The organism is Oceanimonas sp. AH20CE76, assembly GCF_039654065.1.
In the GTDB taxonomy this organism is placed as follows: domain Bacteria; phylum Pseudomonadota; class Gammaproteobacteria; order Enterobacterales; family Aeromonadaceae; genus Oceanimonas; species Oceanimonas smirnovii.
In genome coordinates this window covers 1,037,835-1,057,936 of record NZ_CP155481.1, presented here as the reverse complement: position 1 = coordinate 1,057,936, position 20,102 = coordinate 1,037,835, and the positions used below count along the sequence as shown (strand labels likewise).

Sequence of the window (20,102 nt, the reverse complement as noted above, 5' to 3'; positions counted from 1 at the left end):
CTCACCCTTATCTCTCTCAGACCCGTTGTCCGTCTATATTTTTGCCCTGCTCCAGTAATGCAATCAAGGCATCAACATGAAGCAAGGCACACATTTTTTCTTTTACCATACCTGCCAGCCAGGGCCGCGTGCCGGGCGTAGTGCGCCACTTTACCTGCTCACGGCTGAGCAGAGCCGTTCCCTTGAGCTGATGGCAGGACAGCCCCCAGTTACTTTCGCCCAGGGTCACCACATATTGATATTGCTCATCCTGAGTGTGGCCTGGCATGGCCCAGCGCGCCGTATCCACCACACTGAGCTGACGCTCCCGCTCCGTCATAATGCCAGCAAACCAGGCCGGCTTGCCAAACAGACTGGTAAGCCTGTCAAGCTGATAAATGCCACCCAGATGAGTAAGCGGCACAGCAAAGGTCATGCCTGCCACCTCAAAGAACAAGGCCTGAAACTGTGCTTCCGTGTCCATATTGCGCCAGGGGGCCGGCTCCGGCTGTACCTCGGGCGCGACCACCGGCATCTCTGCAGGTGATGGCACATCAATAACCGGTTCTGCCTGGCGCGACTGCGGATCGGCGCTGGCGGCTTCTTCTTCTTTCAGCTCGGCAACCGTCGCCAGCAGTGATTCCAGTGCACGGCGGCGCTCTTCTTCTTTTGGATCAACATAAACCACCGGTCTGGCAGCAGCGTTTGCTGCTTCTGCAGAAACCTGCAGACGTACTGCCGGCTCATCCAGCAGCGCATCAAAATAATCATCCAGAGCTGAAAACTGGCGTTGGTTCATAACGGCTGGTCTCCTCCGTCGAGACGCCACAAAAAGCGCAGCAGGGTCTGATAGGCATAGACACCCCGGCTGCCCTTGGCAAAGTAAGACGGTGGCTCATGGCGCAGGCTGGCATCGCGAAACTTGGTGTCTACCGGTATCACAGCCGGCCAGACTCTGTCACCGTATTGCGCTTTCAGACTGTCAAGGCTCTGCACCGACGCCCGGGTGCGCTGATCATACATGGTTGGCACCACTGTGTAATTAAATCCGTCTTTGCGGGCCTTGTGCATCAGTTTAAAGGTGCTGACCATGCGCTCAAGCCCCTTAAGCGCCAGAAATTCGGTTTGCACCGGTACCAGAATACGGTCACAGGCGGCCAGGGCATTGACCATCATCACGCCCAGCACCGGCGGACAGTCGATAATGGCCACATCAAAGTCATTTTTTACTTCAGCCAGCAGCCGTTTGAGCACCAGTCCCATACCTTCCCGGCTGCTGGAGGTTCGCTCCAGGGTGGCCAGCGAAATGGAAGCCGGCAGCAGTGTGATGCCATCAAAACGGGTATTCAGTGCCACCCGATCAAATTCAGCCCGGCCGGCACCGGCCTGAAACAAATCAAACAGAGTGCCCGGCAGTTCATCGGAGTTGTAATCCAGATAGGCGGTAAGCGAGCCATGAGGATCTGTGTCGATCAGCAGCACCCGCTTGTTATGCTGTGCCAGCAGGCCTGCCAGCGCCACCACTGAAGTGGTTTTGCCAACACCGCCTTTTTGGTTTGCTACGGTCCAGACTATCACGGCGTTATCCTGTCGTTGGTAATGCGAATGCCGCCTCCCGGCAGCTCATAAACCTGAATACCTTCTTTTTGGTCCGGCTCCGGCGGCCGTGCCGGTGGCGGCGAAGGTGGCTGCCAGCGTTCGGCAGCAATAGCAATTTCTACCCGTCGCTGGGGTGCCCTGCCCGCCTCACGGCGCTGTGCAGTCTCTGCCGGCCGGTATTGGCCATAGGCCTCCAGACGCAGCCGCTGAGGTGCAATGCCCTTTTGCTGCAGCTGCTCCAGCACGGCTCTGGCCCGCTCTGCGGACAATTGCCAGTTGGAGTCATAAAGCTCGTTGCTGACAGCAATGCTGTCGGTAAAACCACGCACATGAATAAAATGAGTATCTTGACCCAGCACCGGCATCAGGGCGGAAAATACCGCGTCACTGTTGCCCCTGAGCAGCGCACTGCCCTGGGCAAACAGCAGGCTGCCATCCAGGGTCAGCACCAGTTCATGCGTCCCCTGCTCTATGCCGGCCAGCTGCCGCTCGGTCAGCGGAGCAAGCGTGTTACCCAGCTCCAGTTTCAGCTGATGCAGACTGTTGGCGCTGCTGCTGGCCACCGGCAGTTCACTCACCGGCAGGGCCGGCTGGCCCTCACGCTCCATGGCACCGGTTTGCTCGGGCCGGGAGCCCAGTTGCCCCAGCGCCTGCTGTACCCCCTCCATGACTGGCTGGCGGAGCTCGGTGCGGGATGCATGCACGGCATAGAGCACCACAAACAGGGCAAAGGCCAGGGTCATGTAATCGGCATAGGACACCAGCCAGCGCTCCGTGTGCTGATCCCGCGGCTTTGATACCAGAGAGCGGCGCTTCATCAATGCCGGCCTCCCTGAAACTGATTGAGCTGCCGGCTTACCGACAGACTGCCCTCGCCCCGGGCAATGGCCAGCAGGCCAATGGCGGTGAGTTCACGGTAGCGCAGCTCCAGCCGGTAAAGCGCCCGCAGCCGGTTGGCCAGAGGCAACAGCAGCAGGTTGGCCAGCCCCACGCCATAAAGCGTGGCCACAAAGGCCACGGCGATACCGCTGCCCAGTCTGGCGGGATCGTCCAGATGAGACATGGCCTGAATCAATCCCAGCACGGCCCCGATAATGCCAATGGTGGGGCTGTAACCGCCCATGGCTTCAAATACGCCGGCTTCCAGCTCTTTTTGCTCTTCAATACGGGCCAGCTCGTTATCCAGCAGCTGCTCCATCATGGCCGGCTCGGTACCGTCTACCAGCCATTGCAGCCCCTGACGGGTAAAGCCATCGATGGTATCGGAATGCAGCCGGCCTTCCAGCGCCAGAAACCCGGACTGACGGGCCTCATGAGACCAGCGCAGCAGGCGCGCGCATTGATCGTGAAAAGGCCACCGCGGAGGGACCAGCACAGTGCGCAGGGCATGTAAGGCGGCGCAAAACTGAAACCAGGGAGTTTGCAGCCAGACGGCACCCAGGCTGCCGCCCAGCACAATCAGTAATGCCGGACCATCAAGCAGCACAGACAGGCTGCCGCCGTGCCACCACTGAGCCAGCACGATGCAGACCAGCGCAAGCAGCAGACCGGCCAGTGCCATATCAGCCCACCATTTCGTTAACGATGGCCTCGCCAATCAGCGGCAGCGGCAATGACTCAGTCGCAATGCCCGCTTTGGCTACCGCCTGAGGCATGCCATAGACCACACAGGTTTCTTCATCCTGTGCCCAGATGCTGGCCCCCTGCTCTTTCAGCAGACGCGAGCCGTCACGGCCATCGGCACCCATACCGGTCAGCACCACGGCCAGCACCTTGCCACCGTAAATATTAGCGGCGGAAGCAAAGGTAATATCCACACAGGGCTTGTAGTTAACCTTGTCGTTGCCGTCGAGAATGCGCAACCGGGCAGCACCGGGCCGGCCTTCAAGCATCATTTGCCGGCCACCGGGTGCCAGATAGGCATGGCCCGGACGCAGCATGTCACCGTCTTCGGCCTCTTTCACCCGAATCTGGCACAGGCCGTCAAGCCGGGCAGCAAAGGCAGTGGTAAAGGTACCTGGCATATGCTGCACCAGCACAACAGGATGCGGAAAATTGGCGGGCAGCTTGGTCAGCACCGCCTGCAGGGCTACCGGGCCGCCGGTGGAGGTGCCGATGGCCAGCAGCTGATAACTTTTGCCACTGCGCCGGGGCAGACTGCGCCGCTCGGGGGGAGCGGACGCAGCAGGAGCGGCAACCGGTTCACGACTGAAACGGGATGAGACGGGCGTGCGCGGTGCAACGGAAGATGCAACCGGTGTGGTGCGGCTGACGGCCGCCCTGGGACGACGGCGGGCAATGGCACGCACACGCTGCTGCAGCTGGGAAATAGCTTCTTCCTTGCTGCGGGCTATGTCTTCAAAGCGTTTTGGCAGAAAATCCATGGCACCGGCATCAAGGGCTTCCAGGGTGGCCCGGGCACCATCGTGAGTGAGCGATGAAAACATCAGCACCGGCGTGGGCGTGGTTTTCATGATTTCACGCACGGCGGTAATGCCGTCCATCACCGGCATTTCAATGTCCATGGTGATCACATCCGGCCGCAGGCTTTTTGCCTTGTCGATGGCCTCTTTACCATTGGCGGCAGTGTCTATCACCTCAAGCAGCGGATCCTGTTGCAGGATCTCGCTCAGCCGGCGACGAAAGAAACTGGAGTCATCAACTACCAGAACCCGAATAGTCATTATTGTTATCGTGCTCCCTGTTGGTGCGTCAGGCGTAACGCCGCGCATAGGCCTTGATCAGGCCTGCAATATCAAGAATAAGGGCAATGCCGCCGTCACTGGTAATGGTGGCTCCCGCCATGCCCGGCGTGCCATGCAACAGCTGATCGAGCGGTTTGATAACCACTTCTTCCTGGCCGATAAGGCCGTCAACCACAAAGCCGACCTGCTGATTGCCTATCATTACAATCACCACATGACCATGGGCCTTGCGATCCCGCTTGCCGCCACGCAGCAACCAGTCCTGCAGATAGAACAGCGGTATGGCCCGGTTACGCACCACTACGGTGAGCTGACCGTCCACCATGCTGGTTTTGGTGAGATCCAGATGGAAAATTTCGTTCACGTTAGTCAGCGGCAGAGCAAAGGTCTGCTCTCCCACTACCACCATCAGGGTAGGCAAAATGGCCAGGGTGAGCGGCACCTTAATCTGCAGTTTGGTGCCTCTGCCTTTTTCCGAATCGATAAAAATGGAGCCATTTACCGAGCTGATGCCGGTTTTCACCACATCCATGCCCACGCCCCTGCCGGAGACGTCGGTGATTTCTACCTTGGTAGAAAAGCCCGGGGCAAAGATCAGGTTATAGGCTTCGTTGTCGCTCATGCGGGCGGCACCGTCGGCGTCGAGAATACCTCGCTTGATGGCCAGGTTCTTGAGTTTTTCCGGATCCATGCCGGCACCGTCGTCTTCGATGCCCAGCAAAATATGATCCCCTTCCTGGGACGCGGTAAGACGGATCACGCCCTTGCGGGGCTTGCCGGCGGCTTCGCGCTCTTCCGGCAGCTCGATGCCGTGATCACAGGAGTTGCGCACCAGGTGCACCAGCGGATCGGCCAGGGCTTCTACCAGGTTTTTGTCGAGATCCGTGTCTTCTCCCACCATCTCAAGCTCAATTTCCTTTTTCATGTTGCGGGCAATATCACGCACCACGCGAGGAAAACGGCCAAATACCTTTTTGATGGGCTGCATGCGGGTTTTCATCACAGCGCCCTGCAGATCACCCGTGACCGCATCCAGGTTGGTCACCGCTTTGGTGATCTCTTCATTTTCGTGACCGGACTGCAGGCTGAGCAGGCGGTTACGCACCAGCACCAGCTCGCCCACCATGTTCATGATGCTGTCGAGGGTTTTGGTGTCGACCCGAACCGTGGTGTCGGCCGGCGGCGGAGCGGCCTTGGCAGGTGCGGCTGGTTTGGCGTCAGGAGCGGCTTTGGCTGGCTGGCTGCTGGCCGGCACGGATTTTTCCGGTACTGACGTGGCAGTAGGCCCCTTGCCGGCACCGTGGAGTTGATCCAGCAGGGCTTCAAATTCGCCATCGTCAATCAGCTCGTCGTCACCACCGGCAGTATTTTTGTCGGCTGCGGTGTCGGCTGCCGGCGTTTCTGCGGGCACACCACCGTGCTTGCCGGCACCATGCAGCTGATCCAGCAGGGCTTCAAATTCGTCGTCGGTAATATCGTCGCTGTCGCTGCCCGAGGTCGCTTGTTCCTGCTCAGGTTCAGCTGCCAGCTCACCCAGCATTTGCTGATATTCCTGCTCGTTCAGAGACTCGATGCTGTTGCCGGCAGGAGCCGCTGCCTCGGCTGACGGTGCAGTTTCATCTTCCTGCTCCGGCTGACAGTAAAAACTGAGCTCTTCCAGCAAGGTCGGATCGGCAGGTGTGGGCTCCTGACGGCTCTGAATTTCAGCAAACATGGCGTTTACGGTATCCAGCGCCCGCAAGATCACGTCCATCAGCTCTGAAGTAACACGACGCTGACCGGTGCGCAAAATATCAAAGACGTTTTCCGCCTTGTGGCAGGTCTCTACCAGTGCCGTAAGCGACAAAAAGCCGGCACCGCCTTTTACGGTGTGAAAGCCGCGAAAAATAGCATTTAACAGGTCCTTGTCGTCGGGCTGACGCTCCAGGGTGACCAGTTGCTCCGACAGCTGTTCCAGAATTTCCGATGCTTCCACCAGAAAATCCTGCAGAATATCTTCGTCTACCTCAAAGCCCATGCTTGCTCCTTAAAATCCCAGACTGGACAGCAGATCGTCCACTTCATCCTGATCCGAGACCACGTCATCACGTTGTTCCTTGTTGATGATGGGCCCTTCCGCTTCAATGGCCTTCTGTGCCTTTTCAGCGTTAGACTCTTGCTGCTCCAGGCGGGGCGCTTCGTCTGTAAGGCGGCCAAACACCGACAAAATTTCAACCAGCTTGGCTTCCACTTCCTGCACCAGCTTGATCACCCGGCGAATCACCTGGCCGGTAAGATCCTGGTAGTCCTGAGCCATCAGAATTTCGGTCAGCAGCTGACGCAGCTGCTCGGCATCCTGCTCGGAATTTTGCAGAAAGTTGTCGAGCTGATAACACAGCTCCTTGAACTGTCCCAGCTCAAGCTGGCGCTGCATCAGCCCCTGCCAGCCCGGTTTTACCTGCTGTATACGATCGCTGAGCCGGTCTGCGATGGGCAGACTGGCTTCCACTGCGTCCATAGTGCGGTTGGCGGCCTTGTCGGTCATGTCAATGACATGATTAAGCCGCTCGCGGGCGTCGGGAATGTCGGTTTCGGCCAGCACCGGCAGGCGGGGATCGTTACGAAACTCTTGCAGCGAATCATGCAACTGACGGGTAAGCTGACCTACCTGCTCCAGCAGTGCGTCGGCATGAGGCATGCAAACGTCAGTCATAAAACGATCGGCACCGGCCTGGTCACCCTGCTCCAGCAGTGCCACCAGCTGACGGGCCTGTTCCAGGTTGATCAACCCTTGTGCTTGTGTCATGGAAAGACCTTTATCCGATGCGCTCGAATACCTTTTCGAGTTTTTCTTTGAGAGTGCCGGCGGTAAAGGGTTTTACCACATAGCCGTTTACACCCGCCTGAGCCGCTGTAATGATCTGCTCGCGCTTGGCCTCTGCGGTAACCATTAATACCGGCAGATGCTTGAGCTTGTCATCAGCCCGAATGGCTTTGAGCAGGTCAATGCCCTGCATGCCCGGCATATTCCAGTCGGTGACCACAAAGTCGAAGTCGCCGTTTTTCAGCATCGGTAATGCAGTGAGACCGTCGTCGGCTTCGTGCGTGTTGTTGAAGCCCAGATCTCTGAGCAGATTTTTGATGATCCTGCGCATTGTGGAAAAGTCATCCACAATCAGGATTTTCATGTTCTTGTCCAACCCATTCCTCCTGTTCTGCTGCCTCGGCAGCCACTGAACATGGTGTAAAATACCTACTCAAATACAAGTCGGCCATCGCTCCCGTTTCTGAACGGGAATATGACATTTTTTCACATTGACTGCTTGTTCTGTATCAAGCCTGCCATTCTTTAAGACGAGATTTAAGGCGCAGCATGGCCTGACTGTGGATCTGGCTCACACGAGACTCCGACACCGACAGTATGCCGCCGATCTCTTTCAGATTCAGCTCTTCGTCGTAATAAAGTGACAACACCAGCGCCTCACGCTCGGGCAGTTTGCGAATGCCTTCTGCCAGCGCTCGCTGAAAGCGTTCCTTGGCCATGCCGTCAAAGGGGCTGCCGGTATGACTGTGCAACTCGGCCTGTTGCTCGACGCCTTGCTCAAACTCATCCATTTCAAGCAATTTGCCATGATTGACGTCTGCCAGCATGGCGTGATACTGAGTCAGTGAGACACCCAGTTCATCGGCAATTTCCCGATCCTGAGCCGGTCGCCCTTCCCGTCGCTGAATAGTATGCATGGCCTCGGCAATGTGCCGGCCGTTGCGATGCACCGAACGGGGAACCCAGTCGCCCCGGCGGATTTCATCCAGCATGGCACCGCGAATGCGAATACCGGCAAAGGTCTCAAAACTGGCTCCTTTGGAGGCATCGAAGTTTTTCGACGCCTCCAGCAGTCCGACCATGCCGGACTGAATAAGATCATCAAGCAACACACTATCGGGCAGACGGGCCAGCAGATGCTGAGCAATACGCCGCACCAGGCCGGCATGACGCTCTACCAGACTTTGACTTTGATGCTGTGCGTATGCCTGTGCTCTACTCACTCCGTACTCCTTGCTGGTTCATGGCGGGATTACGCAGCAGGCGCTCCACAAAGAACTGCAGGTGCCCTTCGGCCCGGTGCGGAGTGGGCCAGTTCAGCGCTTTGGCGGCCAGCGCCCGTATGGCGATGGCAGAAGGCGACTTGGGATACTGGTTCACTACCAGCGCCTGACGGCGCACCGCCAGACGCAAGTTACCGTCAAAGGGAATGCAGGCAACCAGCTCAAGGGAGGCATCCAGAAACTTGTCGGTGACCCGGGTCAGTTTGGCAAACAGCTCCATACCTTCACGCTGGGTACGCACCATGTTGGCCACAATTTTAAAACGAAATACGCCATGCTCCCGGGACAGCAGCTTAATCAAGGCATAGGCATCGGTAATAGAAGTAGGCTCATCACATACCACCACCAGCACTTCCTGAGACGCCCGGGAAAAGCTCAGCACCATGTCGGAGATGCCGGCGGCGGTATCTACCAGCAACACATCAATGGGCGTCTGCATTTCACTGAACGCACGAATAAGACTGACATGCTCCAGCGGCGACAGCTCGGTCATGGACTGATTGCCCGATGTGGCCGGAATAATGCGAATGCCCTGCGGGCCTTCGACCATTACCTCATCCAGGGTACATTCGCCTCTCAATACATGAGACAGATTGCGCCGGACCCGAATGCCCAGCAGCACATCCACGTTGGCCAGCCCCAGATCGGCATCGAGTACCAATACCCGCTTGCCCTGCGCTGCCATGGCCGAGGCCATGTTCAGGGTAATATTGGTTTTGCCCACGCCCCCTTTGCCGCCAGTGACGGCAATTACCTGCACTCTGTTCATTTTTTGCATAAGCCGCAGTCCGCTTGCCTGGTCATGAAACCAATTAGTCATAGAAACGCGCATCCTCATCGTCGGCGGCTTCCCAATAATAGGGATCTTCACGCTGCTCTACCGCGCCCATTGCCTGCTTGACCAGCTCACCGGCCTTGGCCAGGCGCAGATCTTCCGGTACTCGCTGGCCATCGGTGACATAGCTGATGGGCAAACTGTTCTGAATACTGATATCAAGCACATCCCCCAGCGACAGGCTTTCATCCAGCTTGGTAAGGATGCAGCCGGCCAGTGGAATGCGCCGAAAGTGCTCTACTGCCTCCTGCAGCACTCTGCGCTGGGCGGTAGCCGGCAATACCAGATAATTACGAATGCGGATCTGGCGATCACCGACCAGGGTATCGAGCTGCTCGTTCAGGCGCATATCACGCTGGCCCATGCCGGCGGTGTCAATTAATACCAGACGGCGATGACGTAACTGATAAAGTGCCTGCGCCAGCTCTTCATAGGTGCGTGCCTGCTTGACCGCCACGCCCATAATGCGGCCGTAGGTCTGCAGCTGCTCATGGGCACCGATGCGATAATGATCCGTGGTGATCAGCGCCAGCTGATCAGCACCATGGCGGGCAGCAAAGCGGGCCGCCAGTTTGGCAATGGTGGTGGTTTTACCCACTCCGGTGGGGCCGAGCAGCGCTACAGCGCCGCCCTGGCGCATAATTTCATCTTCCCCGGTCAGCACCAGCTCGGTCAGGGCGTTTTCAATCTGGGTCCAGGCTTCATGAGGGGCTGCACGCTCATGTACCCGCATGGCCAGCATATCGGCAAAACCATCACTGAAACCAAGCTGGTTCAGTTGTTTAATCACCATGGCGCGCACCGGCTCCCGGCGCTCTACTTCCTGCCACATCAGACCGGATACCTGATGTTCCAGCAGCCGGCGAATACTGGCAATTTCCTGACGCATGGCGTTCAGCTCTTTGTCTTTGGTGCTGTCTTTCTGGCGGCTGCGGCTTTTTTCACCACCGGCAAACAGCGGTGCAGGCGATGGCATCACCGGCTCCCGGCGCGCTTCCGGCTGGCCCCAGTCCACCTGCTCGGCCAGGGTTTTGGGAGACGGTGCTGTGTTGCCACGATTTAACAGCGCCTGCAAGGAGTCAGCCTGCTGCTGCTGGCTGAGTGGCGGAATAAATTGACGGGCCTGCGACGAAATTCTGACATTGTCGTCCGTTAACGGACGCTGCCCCTTATCGACCGGTGTATTGTCGTCATCGTCTACGGCGGCCACAATTTCTATGCCCCCGGACACTTTTTTATTAGACATGATCACCGCATCGGCCCCCAGCTCTTCTTTTACTTCGGCCAGGGCGGCACGCATATCTTTGGCAAAAAACCGTTTAATCTTCATTTATGGCTCTCCCGCTACTGCTGCCCAACTGAAGCCACGATGCGGATTTGGCGATCATCCGGCACTTCCTGATAAGACAGCACCCGCAGACTGGGAATGGTATGTTTTACAAAGCGCGCCAGCGTGGTACGCAGCATGCCTGACGTCAGTAATATGGCCGGCTGGCCTTCCAGCTCCTGGTTGGCAGCAGCCTGCGACAGCGACTGCTGCATGCGCTCTGCCAGCCCCGGCTCTATGCCACTGCCCTGAGTACCACCCGCCTGCAAAGAGTTCTGCAAGATCTGTTCCAGCTCAGGTGCCAGCGTAATAACCGGCAGCTCCCGCTCGGTGCCGGCAATTTCCTGCACCAGAAAGCGGCGCAGAGAAATACGGCAGGCGGCGGTCAGTACTTCCGGATCCTGACTCTTGGGCGCGTATTCGGTGAGGGTCTGCAAAATGGTACGCATGTCCCGAATGGACACCCCTTCGTTCAGCAGGCTCTGCAGTACCTTGGTGACCAGCGCCAGACTGAGCGTATTGGGTACCAGCCCTTCCACCAGCTTGGGCTGAGTGCGGCCCACCTGATCAATCAGGTTCTGTACTTCTTCATGACCCAGCAGCTGAGAGGCATTGTTGGTCAGCAGCTGGCTGAGGTGAGTGGCCACCACGGTGGCGGCATCCACCACTGTGTAACCCAGGCTCTGGGCGTTTTCTATCTGATCCCGGCCAATCCAGGTGGCTTCCAGCCCAAAGGCGGGATCCCGGGTGTCTATGCCCTGCACCGGGCCGAACACCTGACCGGGGTTGATGGCCAGCTCCCGCTCTGGGTAGATATCGGCCACCCCGGAGCTGACCCCCATCAGGGTTATCTGATATTCATTGGGGCTTAACTCCAGATTGTCACGTATGTGCACGGCAGGAATAAGAAAGCCCAGCTCCTGAGACAGCTTTTTGCGCACGCCCTTGATACGGCTGAGCAGCTCGCCGCCCTGAGACACATCCACCAGACTGATCAGCCGGTAACCCACTTCCAGCCCTATGGTGTCTACCTGGTTTACATCGTCCCAGCTGAGTTCGCGGTTTTCGTTTGCTGCTATCGCCGGTGCCTGAGCATTGCTTTCCTGTTGCTGCTCGGCCTGCTCCTTGCGACGTTTGTGCATCCACCAGGCACCGCCAGCCGCCAGGCCACCCAGCAGCAAAAAGGCAAAATGGGGCATGCCCGGCACCAGTCCCATGGCAATAAGAATGCCGGCAGCAATGGACAGGGAGCGCGGATTGTCAAAAAGCTGACCCAGCATGGCCTGCCCCATGTCTTCCCGGGTATTTTGCCGCGTCACAATTATGGCGGCGGCAATGGACAGCAACAAGGACGGAATCTGCGCCACCAGACCGTCACCTATGGTCAGCAGAGTGTAGACACGCCCTGCTTCACCAAAGCTCAGCTCGTGCTGAGCCATGCCGATAATAAAGCCGCCGATAATATTGATGAACAGGATCATAATGCCGGCAATGGCATCGCCTTTTACAAACTTGGAAGCACCGTCCATGGAGCCGTAGAAGTCGGCTTCCTGTGTGACCTCTTCCCGCCGGGTGCGGGCTTCATCCTGATTGATAATGCCGGCATTAAGGTCGGCGTCGATGGCCATCTGTTTACCGGGCATGGCATCCAGGGTAAAGCGGGCGCTCACTTCCGAAATACGGCCGGCACCCTTGGTCACCACCACAAAGTTGATGATCATCAAAATCAGAAAGACGATAAGGCCCACGGCATAGTTGCCGCCAATAACCACAGAGCCAAAGGCCTCAATCACGTTACCGGCAGCGTTGCCTCCCTGATGCCCTTCCAGCAGTACTACCCGGGTAGAGGCCACGTTCAGCGCCAGCCGCAGCAGAGTGGCTACCAGCAAAACGGTGGGAAAGGCGGCAAAGTCGAGAGGGCGCTGGGTATATACCGCCACCAGCAAAACCACCAGTGCCAGAGCAATATTGAACGAAAACAGCACATCCAGCATTAATGCCGGAATGGGCAGCACCACCATGGCCAGTGCCGCCAGCACCAGCAAAGGCGTACCCATGCCCGAATGTAACCAACGGGTCCACTGTTTAGCCTGAGAAAGCCTTGCCCTTAACTCCATGACACTCGCTGCGGTTTATTGATAGTGGCGGTGAGAATGCAAGAAGTGCGCCATAAATTTACAGGGACTGGGGCCGATTCTAATCCCTAATCCCTAATCCCTTTAAGTCAATCACACCCGGTATTCATCGGGAATCGGCAAGTCGTCTTTCAGCGGCACTGGTTTATTGCCCTGCCCTTTGCGCCAGGCGTTCAGCTGGAACACATAGGCCAGGATCTGGGCCACCGCCACAAAGAGACCGTCGGGAATTTCCCGATCCAGCTTGGTGGAAAAGTACACGGCCCGGGCCAGCGCCGGAGAAGAAATAACCGGCACCTTATATTCCCGGGCTATTTCCCGGATTTTAAGGGCCACTTCATCCAGCCCCTTAGCCACCACTACCGGAGCCGAGCCGGGTTTATCCTTGTCGTAGCGCAGGGCCACTGAGAAATGGGTGGGGTTGACCACCACCACATCGGCGGTGGGCACTTCCGCCATCATGCGGCGGTTGGCCATTTCCTGCTGCAGACGGCGAATACGGCTTTTTACCTCGGGCTTGCCCTCGGTATTTTTGTATTCATCTTTTATTTCCTGCAGGGTCATTTTCAGCTGGCGGGTGTGATTCCACACCTGAAACGGCACATCAATGGCCACAATGGGCAGCAGCGCCAGACACAGCCCCAGCCCCATCCACAGCAAAAGCTCCAGGGCATCTTTCATCGCCAGGTTCAGGGTTTCACTGCTTAAACGCAAAATATTGTCGAACTGGCCCCACAGCAGCCAGATGGCAATGGTGGCAATAAACACCACCTTGGCAATGGATTTCAGCAGCTCTACCAGTGCCTGCACGCCAAACATGCGTTTAAAGCCGCTCATGGGGCTGAGCCGGTTCCACTTTGGCATCATGGCCTGGGTGCTGAAGTTAAAGCCCCCCAGCAGGCTGTTGCCCACCAACGCCGCCACCAGCACCACCGCAAACATGCCCAACAACGGCCACATGATGCCACCAATGGCCGAGGCCAGCGCCGGCATCATGGTTTCGGGATCGAAAATGGCGGCCCGCTCCAGCTCAAAGCTGGCGGCAAACACCGCCGACATGGCGGCACCCAGTGCGTCTCCCAGCATTAACAGCGCGGCCGCGGCACTAAGCAGCACCGCGGCTGTGCCAAGCTCCTTGGAACGGGGGATCTGGCCTTTTTCACGGGCTTGCCGAAGCCGTTGCTCCGTGGGCTGTTCTGTTCTTTCCTGACCGTCCGACTCTGCCATATCAGCCTCCTTCGCAGGTCAGTCTCAGGGTGTCGCACATCACCAGTTGCAGGCGTAACCACTGATTCTCGAAATGATCCATAAAGCCGCCCAGGGTCAGCCACATAATAAACAAGCCGCACACCATGCTGATGGCAAAACCCACGCTGAAAATATTCAGCTGGGGTGCCGCCCGGGTCATGACCCCAAAGCTGAAGTTAATCAGCAGCATGGCCACAATGGCCGACAGAGCCATGGCCACCGCTGCCTGAAACAGCAGGGTAAGCAGGCTCGCCAGGTTTTGCCAGTCACCCACGCTAAAGCCACTTGCCGATACCGGCACAGAAGTAAAACTGAGTACGATGGCTTCTATCATCACCAGATGACCGTCCAGCGCCAGAAACAGCAAGGTGCCCAGCATCAAATAAAGCTGGCCCACCACGGGCGCAGACTGGCCATTGAGTGGATCCACCATGGAGGCAAAGCCCAGACTGGTTTGCATGGCGATGATCTGACCGGCGGTCACAAAGGTCTGCAGCAAAAACTGCGATAACAAACCAATCACGGCACCAATCAGTACCTGCTGTATGCTCACCAGAAACCCTTCCACCGAAAACAGCTCCACCGCCGGCATGGCCGGCAGCACAGGGGCCACGGCAATGGTGATGGCCACCGCCAGCAGCAGGCGCACATACACAGGCGTGAGGTTGGCACCAAACATCACCATGGTCATCATCAACCCGGCAATGCGAAACAGCGGCCAGAGGTAGGACGACAGCCATTGCATCAGCTCGGCAGTGGTGTAGTTCAAACAAACTCCTGAAAAGAAAGCTATAAGCCGTAAGCTGTCAGCTTTAAGCAGCCCGAGTCGTTGGTAAGCCTTCAGTTATAAACTCAATTTGTGAGCAAAACTCAGTTCCCGCAAACAATCGGGATTGTCTTACAGCTTACGGCTTAAAGCTTATGGCTGAAGTTAACCGATGACCTGTGGTATCAGCTCTGTGAGTTCATGAAAGTAGTCAATCAGCATGCCAAAGCCCCAGTGCGCTCCTACCGCCAGCGCCCCCAGAGTGACCAGCAGGCGGGGCAGAAAGCTTAAGGTTTGTTCATTAATGGAGGTGGCCGCCTGAAAAATGGAAACCATTAACCCTATCGCCAGACTGGGAAAGATCACCGCCGACACCAGCACGGTCACCAGCCAGAGGGCGCTGCGAAACAGGTCAACGAAGGTTTCCGGGCTCATCAGTTTGCTCCCAGTCCAAAGCTGGTAGCCAGGGTGCCCATAATCAGGTTCCAGCCGTCCACCAGCACAAACAGCATCAGCTTAAAGGGCAGCGATATCAGCATGGGCGACAGCATCATCATCCCCATGGCCATCAGAATACTGGCCACCACCAGATCAATCACCAGAAAGGGCAAAAACAGCATAAAGCCGATTTGAAAGGCGGTTTTCAGCTCGCTGGTGACAAAGGCCGGAATCAGTACTCTGAGTGGCACTTCTGCTTCGTTGTTTACCTGCACATTGGCAATATTCAAAAAGGTGTCGAGATCCTTTACCCGGGTCTGGGTCAGCATAAAATCACGAATGGGCTGCTCGGCGCGGGTGAGCGCTTCCTTTGAGCCGATTTCTTCCGCCAGGTAGGGCTGCAGCGCCTCGGCGTTTACCCGGTCGAGCACCGGCGACATAATAAAAAAGGACAGAAACAGACTGATGCCAATCAGCACCTGATTGGACGGGCTTTGCTGCAGGCCCAGGGCCTGCCGCAGAATGGACAGCACCACAATAATACGGGTGAAGGAGGTCATCATAATAACGATGGCAGGCAAAAACGACAGTGCCGTCATTAATGCCAGCACCTGCAGAGTTAAGCTGTATTCCTGACTGCCGTCGGCATTGGTGGTGACCGTCACCGCTGACATGCCCTGCTGAGCCAGTGCCGGCGTGGCCAGCAGCAGTAACAATGGCAAAAAATAGCGAATGCGGCTCACAGGCGTTCCTTATTCATTTATTTGCTCCGACGATTCCCAACAACCCTATTCCCTGCTCCCTATTCCTACGGGGTATTCCCTACTCCCTGTTTTTCAGGTACTTCCAGTGGCTGCTCCAGCTTGCCCAGGTGGCTGATATTCTGCGGCGTAATACCCAGCAGCACCTGCTCCTTGCCTACCTGCACTACCACCAGTTTTTCCTTGTGGCCCAGGGCCAGGCTGGACACCACTTTCAGCTGGCGGTTACCGCCCAGCACCGGCAGCTTGAGCCGGCGCAGCAGTTGCCCCAGCGCCAGCAAAAGACCGATGACCAGGGCCGATGACAGCGCCCAGGAACTCCAGTCAATTTCAGGGCCGCCCTGGGCATAAGCCGGTGCCGCCATCAATAACAACAGCAGAATTCTCATTTCAGCTTTTTAATCCGCTCGGTCTGGCTGATCACATCGGTAAGACGAATACCGAATTTATCGTTCACCACCACTACTTCGCCGTGCGCAATCAGGGTGCCGTTCACCATCACATCCAGCGGCTCACCGGCCAGCCGGTCCAGCTCTACCACAGATCCCTGGTTAAGCTGCAGCAGGTTACGAATACTGATCTGGCTGCGGCCCACTTCCATGGAAATGGTGACCGGAATATCCAGAATGGTGTCGAGCTTGCGCCGTTCTTCCTGAGTGATGGGATTTTTGCCATCGTTGCTGAAGTCATCCAGCTCGGCTTTTTTAACCTCACTTTGCTCCTGCTCCGCCATGGCGTCGCCCCAGATATCATCCAGCTCGCTTTGATCGAGTTGGTCACCTTGATCGTTCTGCTCGCTCATTATGCGTCCTCAATGGTTCTTTCCAGTTCTTCCAGCTCGGCTTCGCCATCAATGCGCACGCCGCGGCGGGTGACTTCTTGCAATTCAGTTTTAACGGTTTCGGGCCTTTTGATTTTTTCGGTAATGCGAATGGCCATTTTTTCCTGCGACCGGCCCAGCTGCGCTCTGAAGGTGGGCAGCTCTTCTACCGACACCAGCAAATGCTCGGGCATTTCAATGGGAATAATATCGCCCGCCTGCCAGTCCATGATATTGCGCAGGGTGACTTCCTTCTCCAACAGACGGGTGGACATTTCCACTTCCACATCGAGAATTTCATCCCGCAGGGCTTTGCCCCAGCGCAGGTCATTTTCGCCCTTGTCGCTCTGCACGCCGGCATCCAGCAACTCACGAATGGGCTCCAGCATGCCGTAGGGCAGGGTAACGTGAAAGTCACCGCCGCCGCCGTCAAGGTCGATATGAAAGGAGCTGACCACCACCACTTCGGTGGGGCTGACAATGTTGGCCATGGTGGGGTTCACCTCTGAGTCGAGGTATTCAAACTCCACGTCCATCACCGGTGCCCAGGCCTCTTTGTAGTCTTCAAATACCAGCTTGAGCAGCAGCTGAATGACCCGGCGCTCGGTGGGAGTAAATTCCCGGCCTTCAATTTTGGCATGACGACCGTCACCACCAAAAAAGTTATCCACCAGAATAAACACCAATCTGGCTTCCATGGTGACCAGGCCTATGCCCTTGAGCGGGCGAAAGCGCACCATGTTCAGGCTGGTGGGCAGAAACAAGGAATGTACATATTCGCCGTATTTAATTACCTGCACGCCATTAATGGAGACCTCAGCGGTGCGGCGCATCATATTAAACAGGCTGATGCGCATATGGCGGGCAAAACGCTCATTCACCATTTCCAGGGTCGGCATTCGGCCCCGGACAATGCGATCCTGTGAAGAGAAGTCAAAGGAGGCGACGCCTCCTTCTTCTTTCACTTCTTCTTCTTTGACATCGTCGGCTCCGTGTAACAGAGCATCGATTTCATCCTGGGATAACAGATCGCTCACAGCTCACCTATTGCATCACTATGCTGGTAAATAACACTTTTTCAAATAACCGCTTTTCCAGTACTTCGGCAGTGGCGTAATTCAGCTCATTAAGAGCTTCTTCACGCAGTGCCTTTTTATTGGCGGCCGTCAGATAATTGTCGGCGGTTTGACGGCTGAATACATCCAGCAGAGTGCTTTCCAGCAGTGGCAGATGCTGTCGGGCCAGCTCGGCATTGGCTTCTCCACGCACCATTAGTTGCGCCTCAATTTGCACCAGTCGGTCTCGTCGCCCGCCGGGCACGCTGAAGGTAAAGGGCTGTGACAGGCTGACATACATGGCCTGATCACTATTATTATCCTGCTCTGCTACCGGCGCTTCTTCTGCACCCGATATCAGCAACCAGGCGGCCGCTCCGCCTGCTCCCGCCAGCACGAGCAAAAGCAAAATCCAGACCAGCTTGCGTTTATACCATGCCACCTTGGGAATGGTGAGGTTCTCTGCCATTAAGTGTCCTTATGCAAAAAAGTCGATACCACCTTCATGCAATGTTCTGCCCGCTGAATATTGAGTGAAGCCTGCTTCATCATCGTTCGGGCCCTGCTCAAACGAGGATGAATTATGCCCATTTTCCCGGCCGGTTGCACCCTGCCCCTGGTTACCATTTTGCGCTGTATTCTGTTGCTGCCCGGCAAAGCTGCCCACCTGCCCCTGTCCCAGCTGAATACCTTGTTGCTGAAGCATATCACGCAGGCGCGGCATGGCCTGCTCCAGCATATCCCGGGCCTGCGCATGCTGAGCCTGGATCTGCATGCTCACTTCGCCCTGCTCGAATTTAAGCTGAATGCGGATGCCGCCAAGTTCGGACGGGTTAAGACGAATATCTGCCTCCTGCAGCTCCTGATTCACCATTACCTGCACCTGCTGGCTCAGCTGGCGGGCATTTTGCTCCGGCGCGGCCTGATGCAGATTGAGCGCCCGCTCCAGCTGAGGCTGAGCTGCGCGCTCGGGGGCCGCGGCTTCACGGGTGGCGGTAATGGCAGCGGTTTGCTGCAGTGGCTGGATCTCGTTTTTTTCGGCCTGGTGAGCGCCTGACTGCACCGCCCCTGCCAGCGCGTCAGCCAGTTTCTCGCCACGGCTGGCATCTTCATCGCGGCTTTCACCATCAGTTCCGGCATCGGCTGCGGCTTTTTCGGTAACCTGAGCCGCCAGACTTTCACTACTTTTTTCAGCCACGGTCAGATCGACCTTACTCTCGGTATTGCCTTGCTGTGTCCAACGCTGGCCGTGCTCAATTTGTGCCAGCCAGTTGGGTGTGGCAGCCTGCTGAGGCTGAACAGTGTCTTGCCGAAACGCGGTATTGGTGCTGCTGTCAAGTTCCGGCTCAGGGGCAGGCACGAAGGACGATGGCGTTACCGACTGCTGCACTGACGGTTGCCCTGATTGCGCTGATTGCGCTGATTGCGCTGATTGCGCTGATGATTGTTGTACCAGCTGCGGCGCTGGTGTTGCATTTGTGCTGACAGAAGCGCCTGCTTTATTTACCCCGGCTTCATGTTCTGATGTGCTTTTTAGCTCAACAGTTTCTGCTTTAACAACTGGCTCTTTAGCGGCCACATTCGGCTGCGCTGCCGGCTTGCTTTCGCCATTAGCGGAAGCGGCAACCGCACGCTCCTGCTCTGCATGAGCGGTCACTTGGGTATCGACCCGCTGTGCATTATCACGGTTTGCCAGTGCGTTGTCTTTGGCGGGCGCACTGTCTGTGACCGGCGCAGGCTGTTGAGGCTTTACCTCAGTGGCCACATTAGGCTGCGCTGCCGGCTTGCTTTCGCCATTAGCGGAAGCGGCAACTGCGCGTTCCTGCTCTGCATAAGGGGTCACTTGGGTATCGACCCGCTGTGCATTATCACGCTTTACCGGTGCGTTGTCTTTGGCGGGCGCAGGCAGCTGAAGCTCAGCCTTGTCAGCTATTGCAGAATCGCGCTTTCCGCTTTCAGCTGCAGACATTGCCGCTGCCGGCACCAAATTGCCGCTCTGCAGCGTATCGGCTCTCAGCTCTTCCTCGGGCTTGTCATGCTTCTGCTCTGCCGTTGCACCCGCCGGCTTGTCTGCTTCCTCTTCAGGTTCGGCTTTCACCTTGATATCAGCCTCTTTTGGCGTCGTCTCGCCCTGCTCTGATCCGGCCACTTCCTGTTTGTCTGCAGATTCATTGCCAGCCTGTACTTGCTGGCCTGCACCGGTTTCGGCGCTTTCCAGCAGCTCGGCAAAGTTAACCCCTTCACCCTCGGCTTTAGGCTGCAACGAGGCACTGGCAGAACTCACAGTGCCGGCAAAGGCAGGAATAATTGTGGTCATACAGAGTCACCTGATTAAAAGTGTGGCCACC

General features: G+C 57.0%; 21 protein-coding genes. All 21 read right to left on the bottom strand.

What is annotated here, in order from left to right; translation table 11 throughout:
* Positions 1-16: 16 nt before the first annotated feature.
* On the bottom strand, positions 17-778 hold the full coding sequence (locus N2M06_RS05130) for a chemotaxis protein CheW (protein ID WP_346351824.1): 762 nt from the start codon (positions 776-778) through the stop codon (positions 17-19).
* Positions 775-1,557, bottom strand: coding sequence for a ParA family protein (locus N2M06_RS05125; protein WP_019933577.1), 783 nt, complete (start codon positions 1,555-1,557; stop codon positions 775-777). The genes N2M06_RS05130 and N2M06_RS05125 overlap by 4 nt, the downstream gene beginning before the upstream one ends.
* Positions 1,554-2,396 carry an OmpA family protein gene (locus N2M06_RS05120; protein WP_019933576.1) on the bottom strand — a complete coding sequence of 281 codons (843 nt, stop codon included), beginning with the start codon at positions 2,394-2,396 and terminating at the stop codon, positions 1,554-1,556. The genes N2M06_RS05125 and N2M06_RS05120 overlap by 4 nt, the downstream gene beginning before the upstream one ends.
* On the bottom strand, positions 2,396-3,139 hold the full coding sequence (locus N2M06_RS05115; RefSeq protein ID WP_019933575.1) for a flagellar motor protein: 744 nt from the start codon (positions 3,137-3,139) through the stop codon (positions 2,396-2,398). The genes N2M06_RS05120 and N2M06_RS05115 overlap by 1 nt, the downstream gene beginning before the upstream one ends.
* A gap of 1 nt (position 3,140) precedes the next feature.
* The gene (locus N2M06_RS05110; RefSeq protein ID WP_317074013.1) at positions 3,141-4,262 is read right to left on the bottom strand and encodes a chemotaxis response regulator protein-glutamate methylesterase; all 1,122 of its coding nucleotides are present in this window, start codon (positions 4,260-4,262) and stop codon (positions 3,141-3,143) included.
* 28 nt (positions 4,263-4,290) lie between these two features.
* Positions 4,291-6,300 carry a chemotaxis protein CheA gene (locus N2M06_RS05105; RefSeq protein ID WP_346351823.1) on the bottom strand — a complete coding sequence of 670 codons (2,010 nt, stop codon included), beginning with the start codon at positions 6,298-6,300 and terminating at the stop codon, positions 4,291-4,293.
* A gap of 9 nt (positions 6,301-6,309) precedes the next feature.
* The gene (locus N2M06_RS05100; protein WP_026344628.1) at positions 6,310-7,068 is read right to left on the bottom strand and encodes a protein phosphatase CheZ; all 759 of its coding nucleotides are present in this window, start codon (positions 7,066-7,068) and stop codon (positions 6,310-6,312) included.
* Positions 7,069-7,078: 10 nt separating this feature from the next.
* Positions 7,079-7,462, bottom strand: coding sequence for a chemotaxis response regulator CheY (gene cheY / locus N2M06_RS05095; protein ID WP_014293118.1), 384 nt, complete (start codon positions 7,460-7,462; stop codon positions 7,079-7,081).
* Between the two features lie 133 nt (positions 7,463-7,595).
* Positions 7,596-8,309 (bottom strand): RNA polymerase sigma factor FliA, encoded by a 714-nt coding sequence (locus N2M06_RS05090; protein ID WP_346351822.1) that lies wholly within the window; start codon positions 8,307-8,309, stop codon positions 7,596-7,598.
* A complete protein-coding gene (locus N2M06_RS05085; protein WP_156816403.1) occupies positions 8,302-9,147 on the bottom strand; it encodes a MinD/ParA family protein in 846 nt (281 codons plus the stop codon). The genes N2M06_RS05090 and N2M06_RS05085 overlap by 8 nt, the downstream gene beginning before the upstream one ends.
* 34 nt (positions 9,148-9,181) lie before the next feature.
* On the bottom strand, positions 9,182-10,534 hold the full coding sequence (gene flhF, locus N2M06_RS05080; protein WP_346351821.1) for a flagellar biosynthesis protein FlhF: 1,353 nt from the start codon (positions 10,532-10,534) through the stop codon (positions 9,182-9,184).
* A gap of 14 nt (positions 10,535-10,548) precedes the next feature.
* A complete protein-coding gene (flhA, locus tag N2M06_RS05075) occupies positions 10,549-12,648 on the bottom strand; it encodes a flagellar biosynthesis protein FlhA (protein WP_346351820.1) in 2,100 nt (699 codons plus the stop codon).
* 111 nt (positions 12,649-12,759) lie between these two features.
* Positions 12,760-13,893 (bottom strand): flagellar biosynthesis protein FlhB, encoded by a 1,134-nt coding sequence (gene flhB / locus N2M06_RS05070; RefSeq protein ID WP_346351819.1) that lies wholly within the window; start codon positions 13,891-13,893, stop codon positions 12,760-12,762.
* Between the two features lies 1 nt (position 13,894).
* Positions 13,895-14,683 carry a flagellar biosynthetic protein FliR gene (gene fliR, locus N2M06_RS05065; RefSeq protein WP_019933566.1) on the bottom strand — a complete coding sequence of 263 codons (789 nt, stop codon included), beginning with the start codon at positions 14,681-14,683 and terminating at the stop codon, positions 13,895-13,897.
* Positions 14,684-14,845: 162 nt separating this feature from the next.
* Positions 14,846-15,115: a flagellar biosynthesis protein FliQ gene (gene fliQ / locus N2M06_RS05060; protein ID WP_019933565.1), complete on the bottom strand. Its 270-nt coding sequence runs from the start codon at positions 15,113-15,115 to the stop codon at positions 14,846-14,848.
* The gene (fliP, locus tag N2M06_RS05055; protein WP_245541363.1) at positions 15,115-15,792 is read right to left on the bottom strand and encodes a flagellar type III secretion system pore protein FliP; all 678 of its coding nucleotides are present in this window, start codon (positions 15,790-15,792) and stop codon (positions 15,115-15,117) included. Before fliP ends, fliQ begins: the two co-directional genes overlap by 1 nt.
* A 134-nt stretch (positions 15,793-15,926) precedes the next feature.
* Entirely contained in the window at positions 15,927-16,268 is a 342-nt protein-coding gene (fliO, locus tag N2M06_RS05050) for a flagellar biosynthetic protein FliO (protein WP_019933563.1), read from the bottom strand.
* Positions 16,265-16,612, bottom strand: coding sequence for a flagellar motor switch protein FliN (fliN, locus tag N2M06_RS05045; RefSeq protein ID WP_346352154.1), 348 nt, complete (start codon positions 16,610-16,612; stop codon positions 16,265-16,267). The genes fliO and fliN overlap by 4 nt, the downstream gene beginning before the upstream one ends.
* A gap of 68 nt (positions 16,613-16,680) precedes the next feature.
* On the bottom strand, positions 16,681-17,736 hold the full coding sequence (gene fliM / locus N2M06_RS05040; protein ID WP_019933561.1) for a flagellar motor switch protein FliM: 1,056 nt from the start codon (positions 17,734-17,736) through the stop codon (positions 16,681-16,683).
* A 7-nt stretch (positions 17,737-17,743) separates the two neighbouring features.
* On the bottom strand, positions 17,744-18,223 hold the full coding sequence (locus N2M06_RS05035; RefSeq protein WP_346351818.1) for a flagellar basal body-associated FliL family protein: 480 nt from the start codon (positions 18,221-18,223) through the stop codon (positions 17,744-17,746).
* 9 nt (positions 18,224-18,232) lie between these two features.
* Positions 18,233-20,071: a flagellar hook-length control protein FliK gene (locus N2M06_RS05030; RefSeq protein ID WP_346351817.1), complete on the bottom strand. Its 1,839-nt coding sequence runs from the start codon at positions 20,069-20,071 to the stop codon at positions 18,233-18,235.
* Positions 20,072-20,102 lie beyond the last annotated feature (31 nt).

Coding starts and splice junctions, on each gene's coding strand:
- fliN (WP_346352154.1), bottom strand. CDS start 16,612: ATGGCGGAGCAGGAGCAAAGTGAGGTTAAAAAAGCCGAGCTGGATGAC.
- N2M06_RS05115 (WP_019933575.1), bottom strand. CDS start 3,139: ATGGCACTGGCCGGTCTGCTGCTTGCGCTGGTCTGCATCGTGCTGGCT.
- N2M06_RS05030 (WP_346351817.1), bottom strand. CDS start 20,071: ATGACCACAATTATTCCTGCCTTTGCCGGCACTGTGAGTTCTGCCAGT.
- fliP (WP_245541363.1), bottom strand. CDS start 15,792: ATGTCAGCGGTGACGGTCACCACCAATGCCGACGGCAGTCAGGAATAC.
- fliQ (WP_019933565.1), bottom strand. CDS start 15,115: ATGAGCCCGGAAACCTTCGTTGACCTGTTTCGCAGCGCCCTCTGGCTG.
- N2M06_RS05105 (WP_346351823.1), bottom strand. CDS start 6,300: ATGGGCTTTGAGGTAGACGAAGATATTCTGCAGGATTTTCTGGTGGAA.
- N2M06_RS05100 (WP_026344628.1), bottom strand. CDS start 7,068: ATGACACAAGCACAAGGGTTGATCAACCTGGAACAGGCCCGTCAGCTG.
- N2M06_RS05110 (WP_317074013.1), bottom strand. CDS start 4,262: ATGACTATTCGGGTTCTGGTAGTTGATGACTCCAGTTTCTTTCGTCGC.
- N2M06_RS05120 (WP_019933576.1), bottom strand. CDS start 2,396: ATGAAGCGCCGCTCTCTGGTATCAAAGCCGCGGGATCAGCACACGGAG.
- flhB (WP_346351819.1), bottom strand. CDS start 13,893: ATGGCAGAGTCGGACGGTCAGGAAAGAACAGAACAGCCCACGGAGCAA.
- flhF (WP_346351821.1), bottom strand. CDS start 10,534: ATGAAGATTAAACGGTTTTTTGCCAAAGATATGCGTGCCGCCCTGGCC.
- N2M06_RS05085 (WP_156816403.1), bottom strand. CDS start 9,147: ATGCAAAAAATGAACAGAGTGCAGGTAATTGCCGTCACTGGCGGCAAA.
- fliO (WP_019933563.1), bottom strand. CDS start 16,268: ATGAGAATTCTGCTGTTGTTATTGATGGCGGCACCGGCTTATGCCCAG.
- N2M06_RS05035 (WP_346351818.1), bottom strand. CDS start 18,223: ATGGCAGAGAACCTCACCATTCCCAAGGTGGCATGGTATAAACGCAAG.
- N2M06_RS05130 (WP_346351824.1), bottom strand. CDS start 778: ATGAACCAACGCCAGTTTTCAGCTCTGGATGATTATTTTGATGCGCTG.
- flhA (WP_346351820.1), bottom strand. CDS start 12,648: ATGGAGTTAAGGGCAAGGCTTTCTCAGGCTAAACAGTGGACCCGTTGG.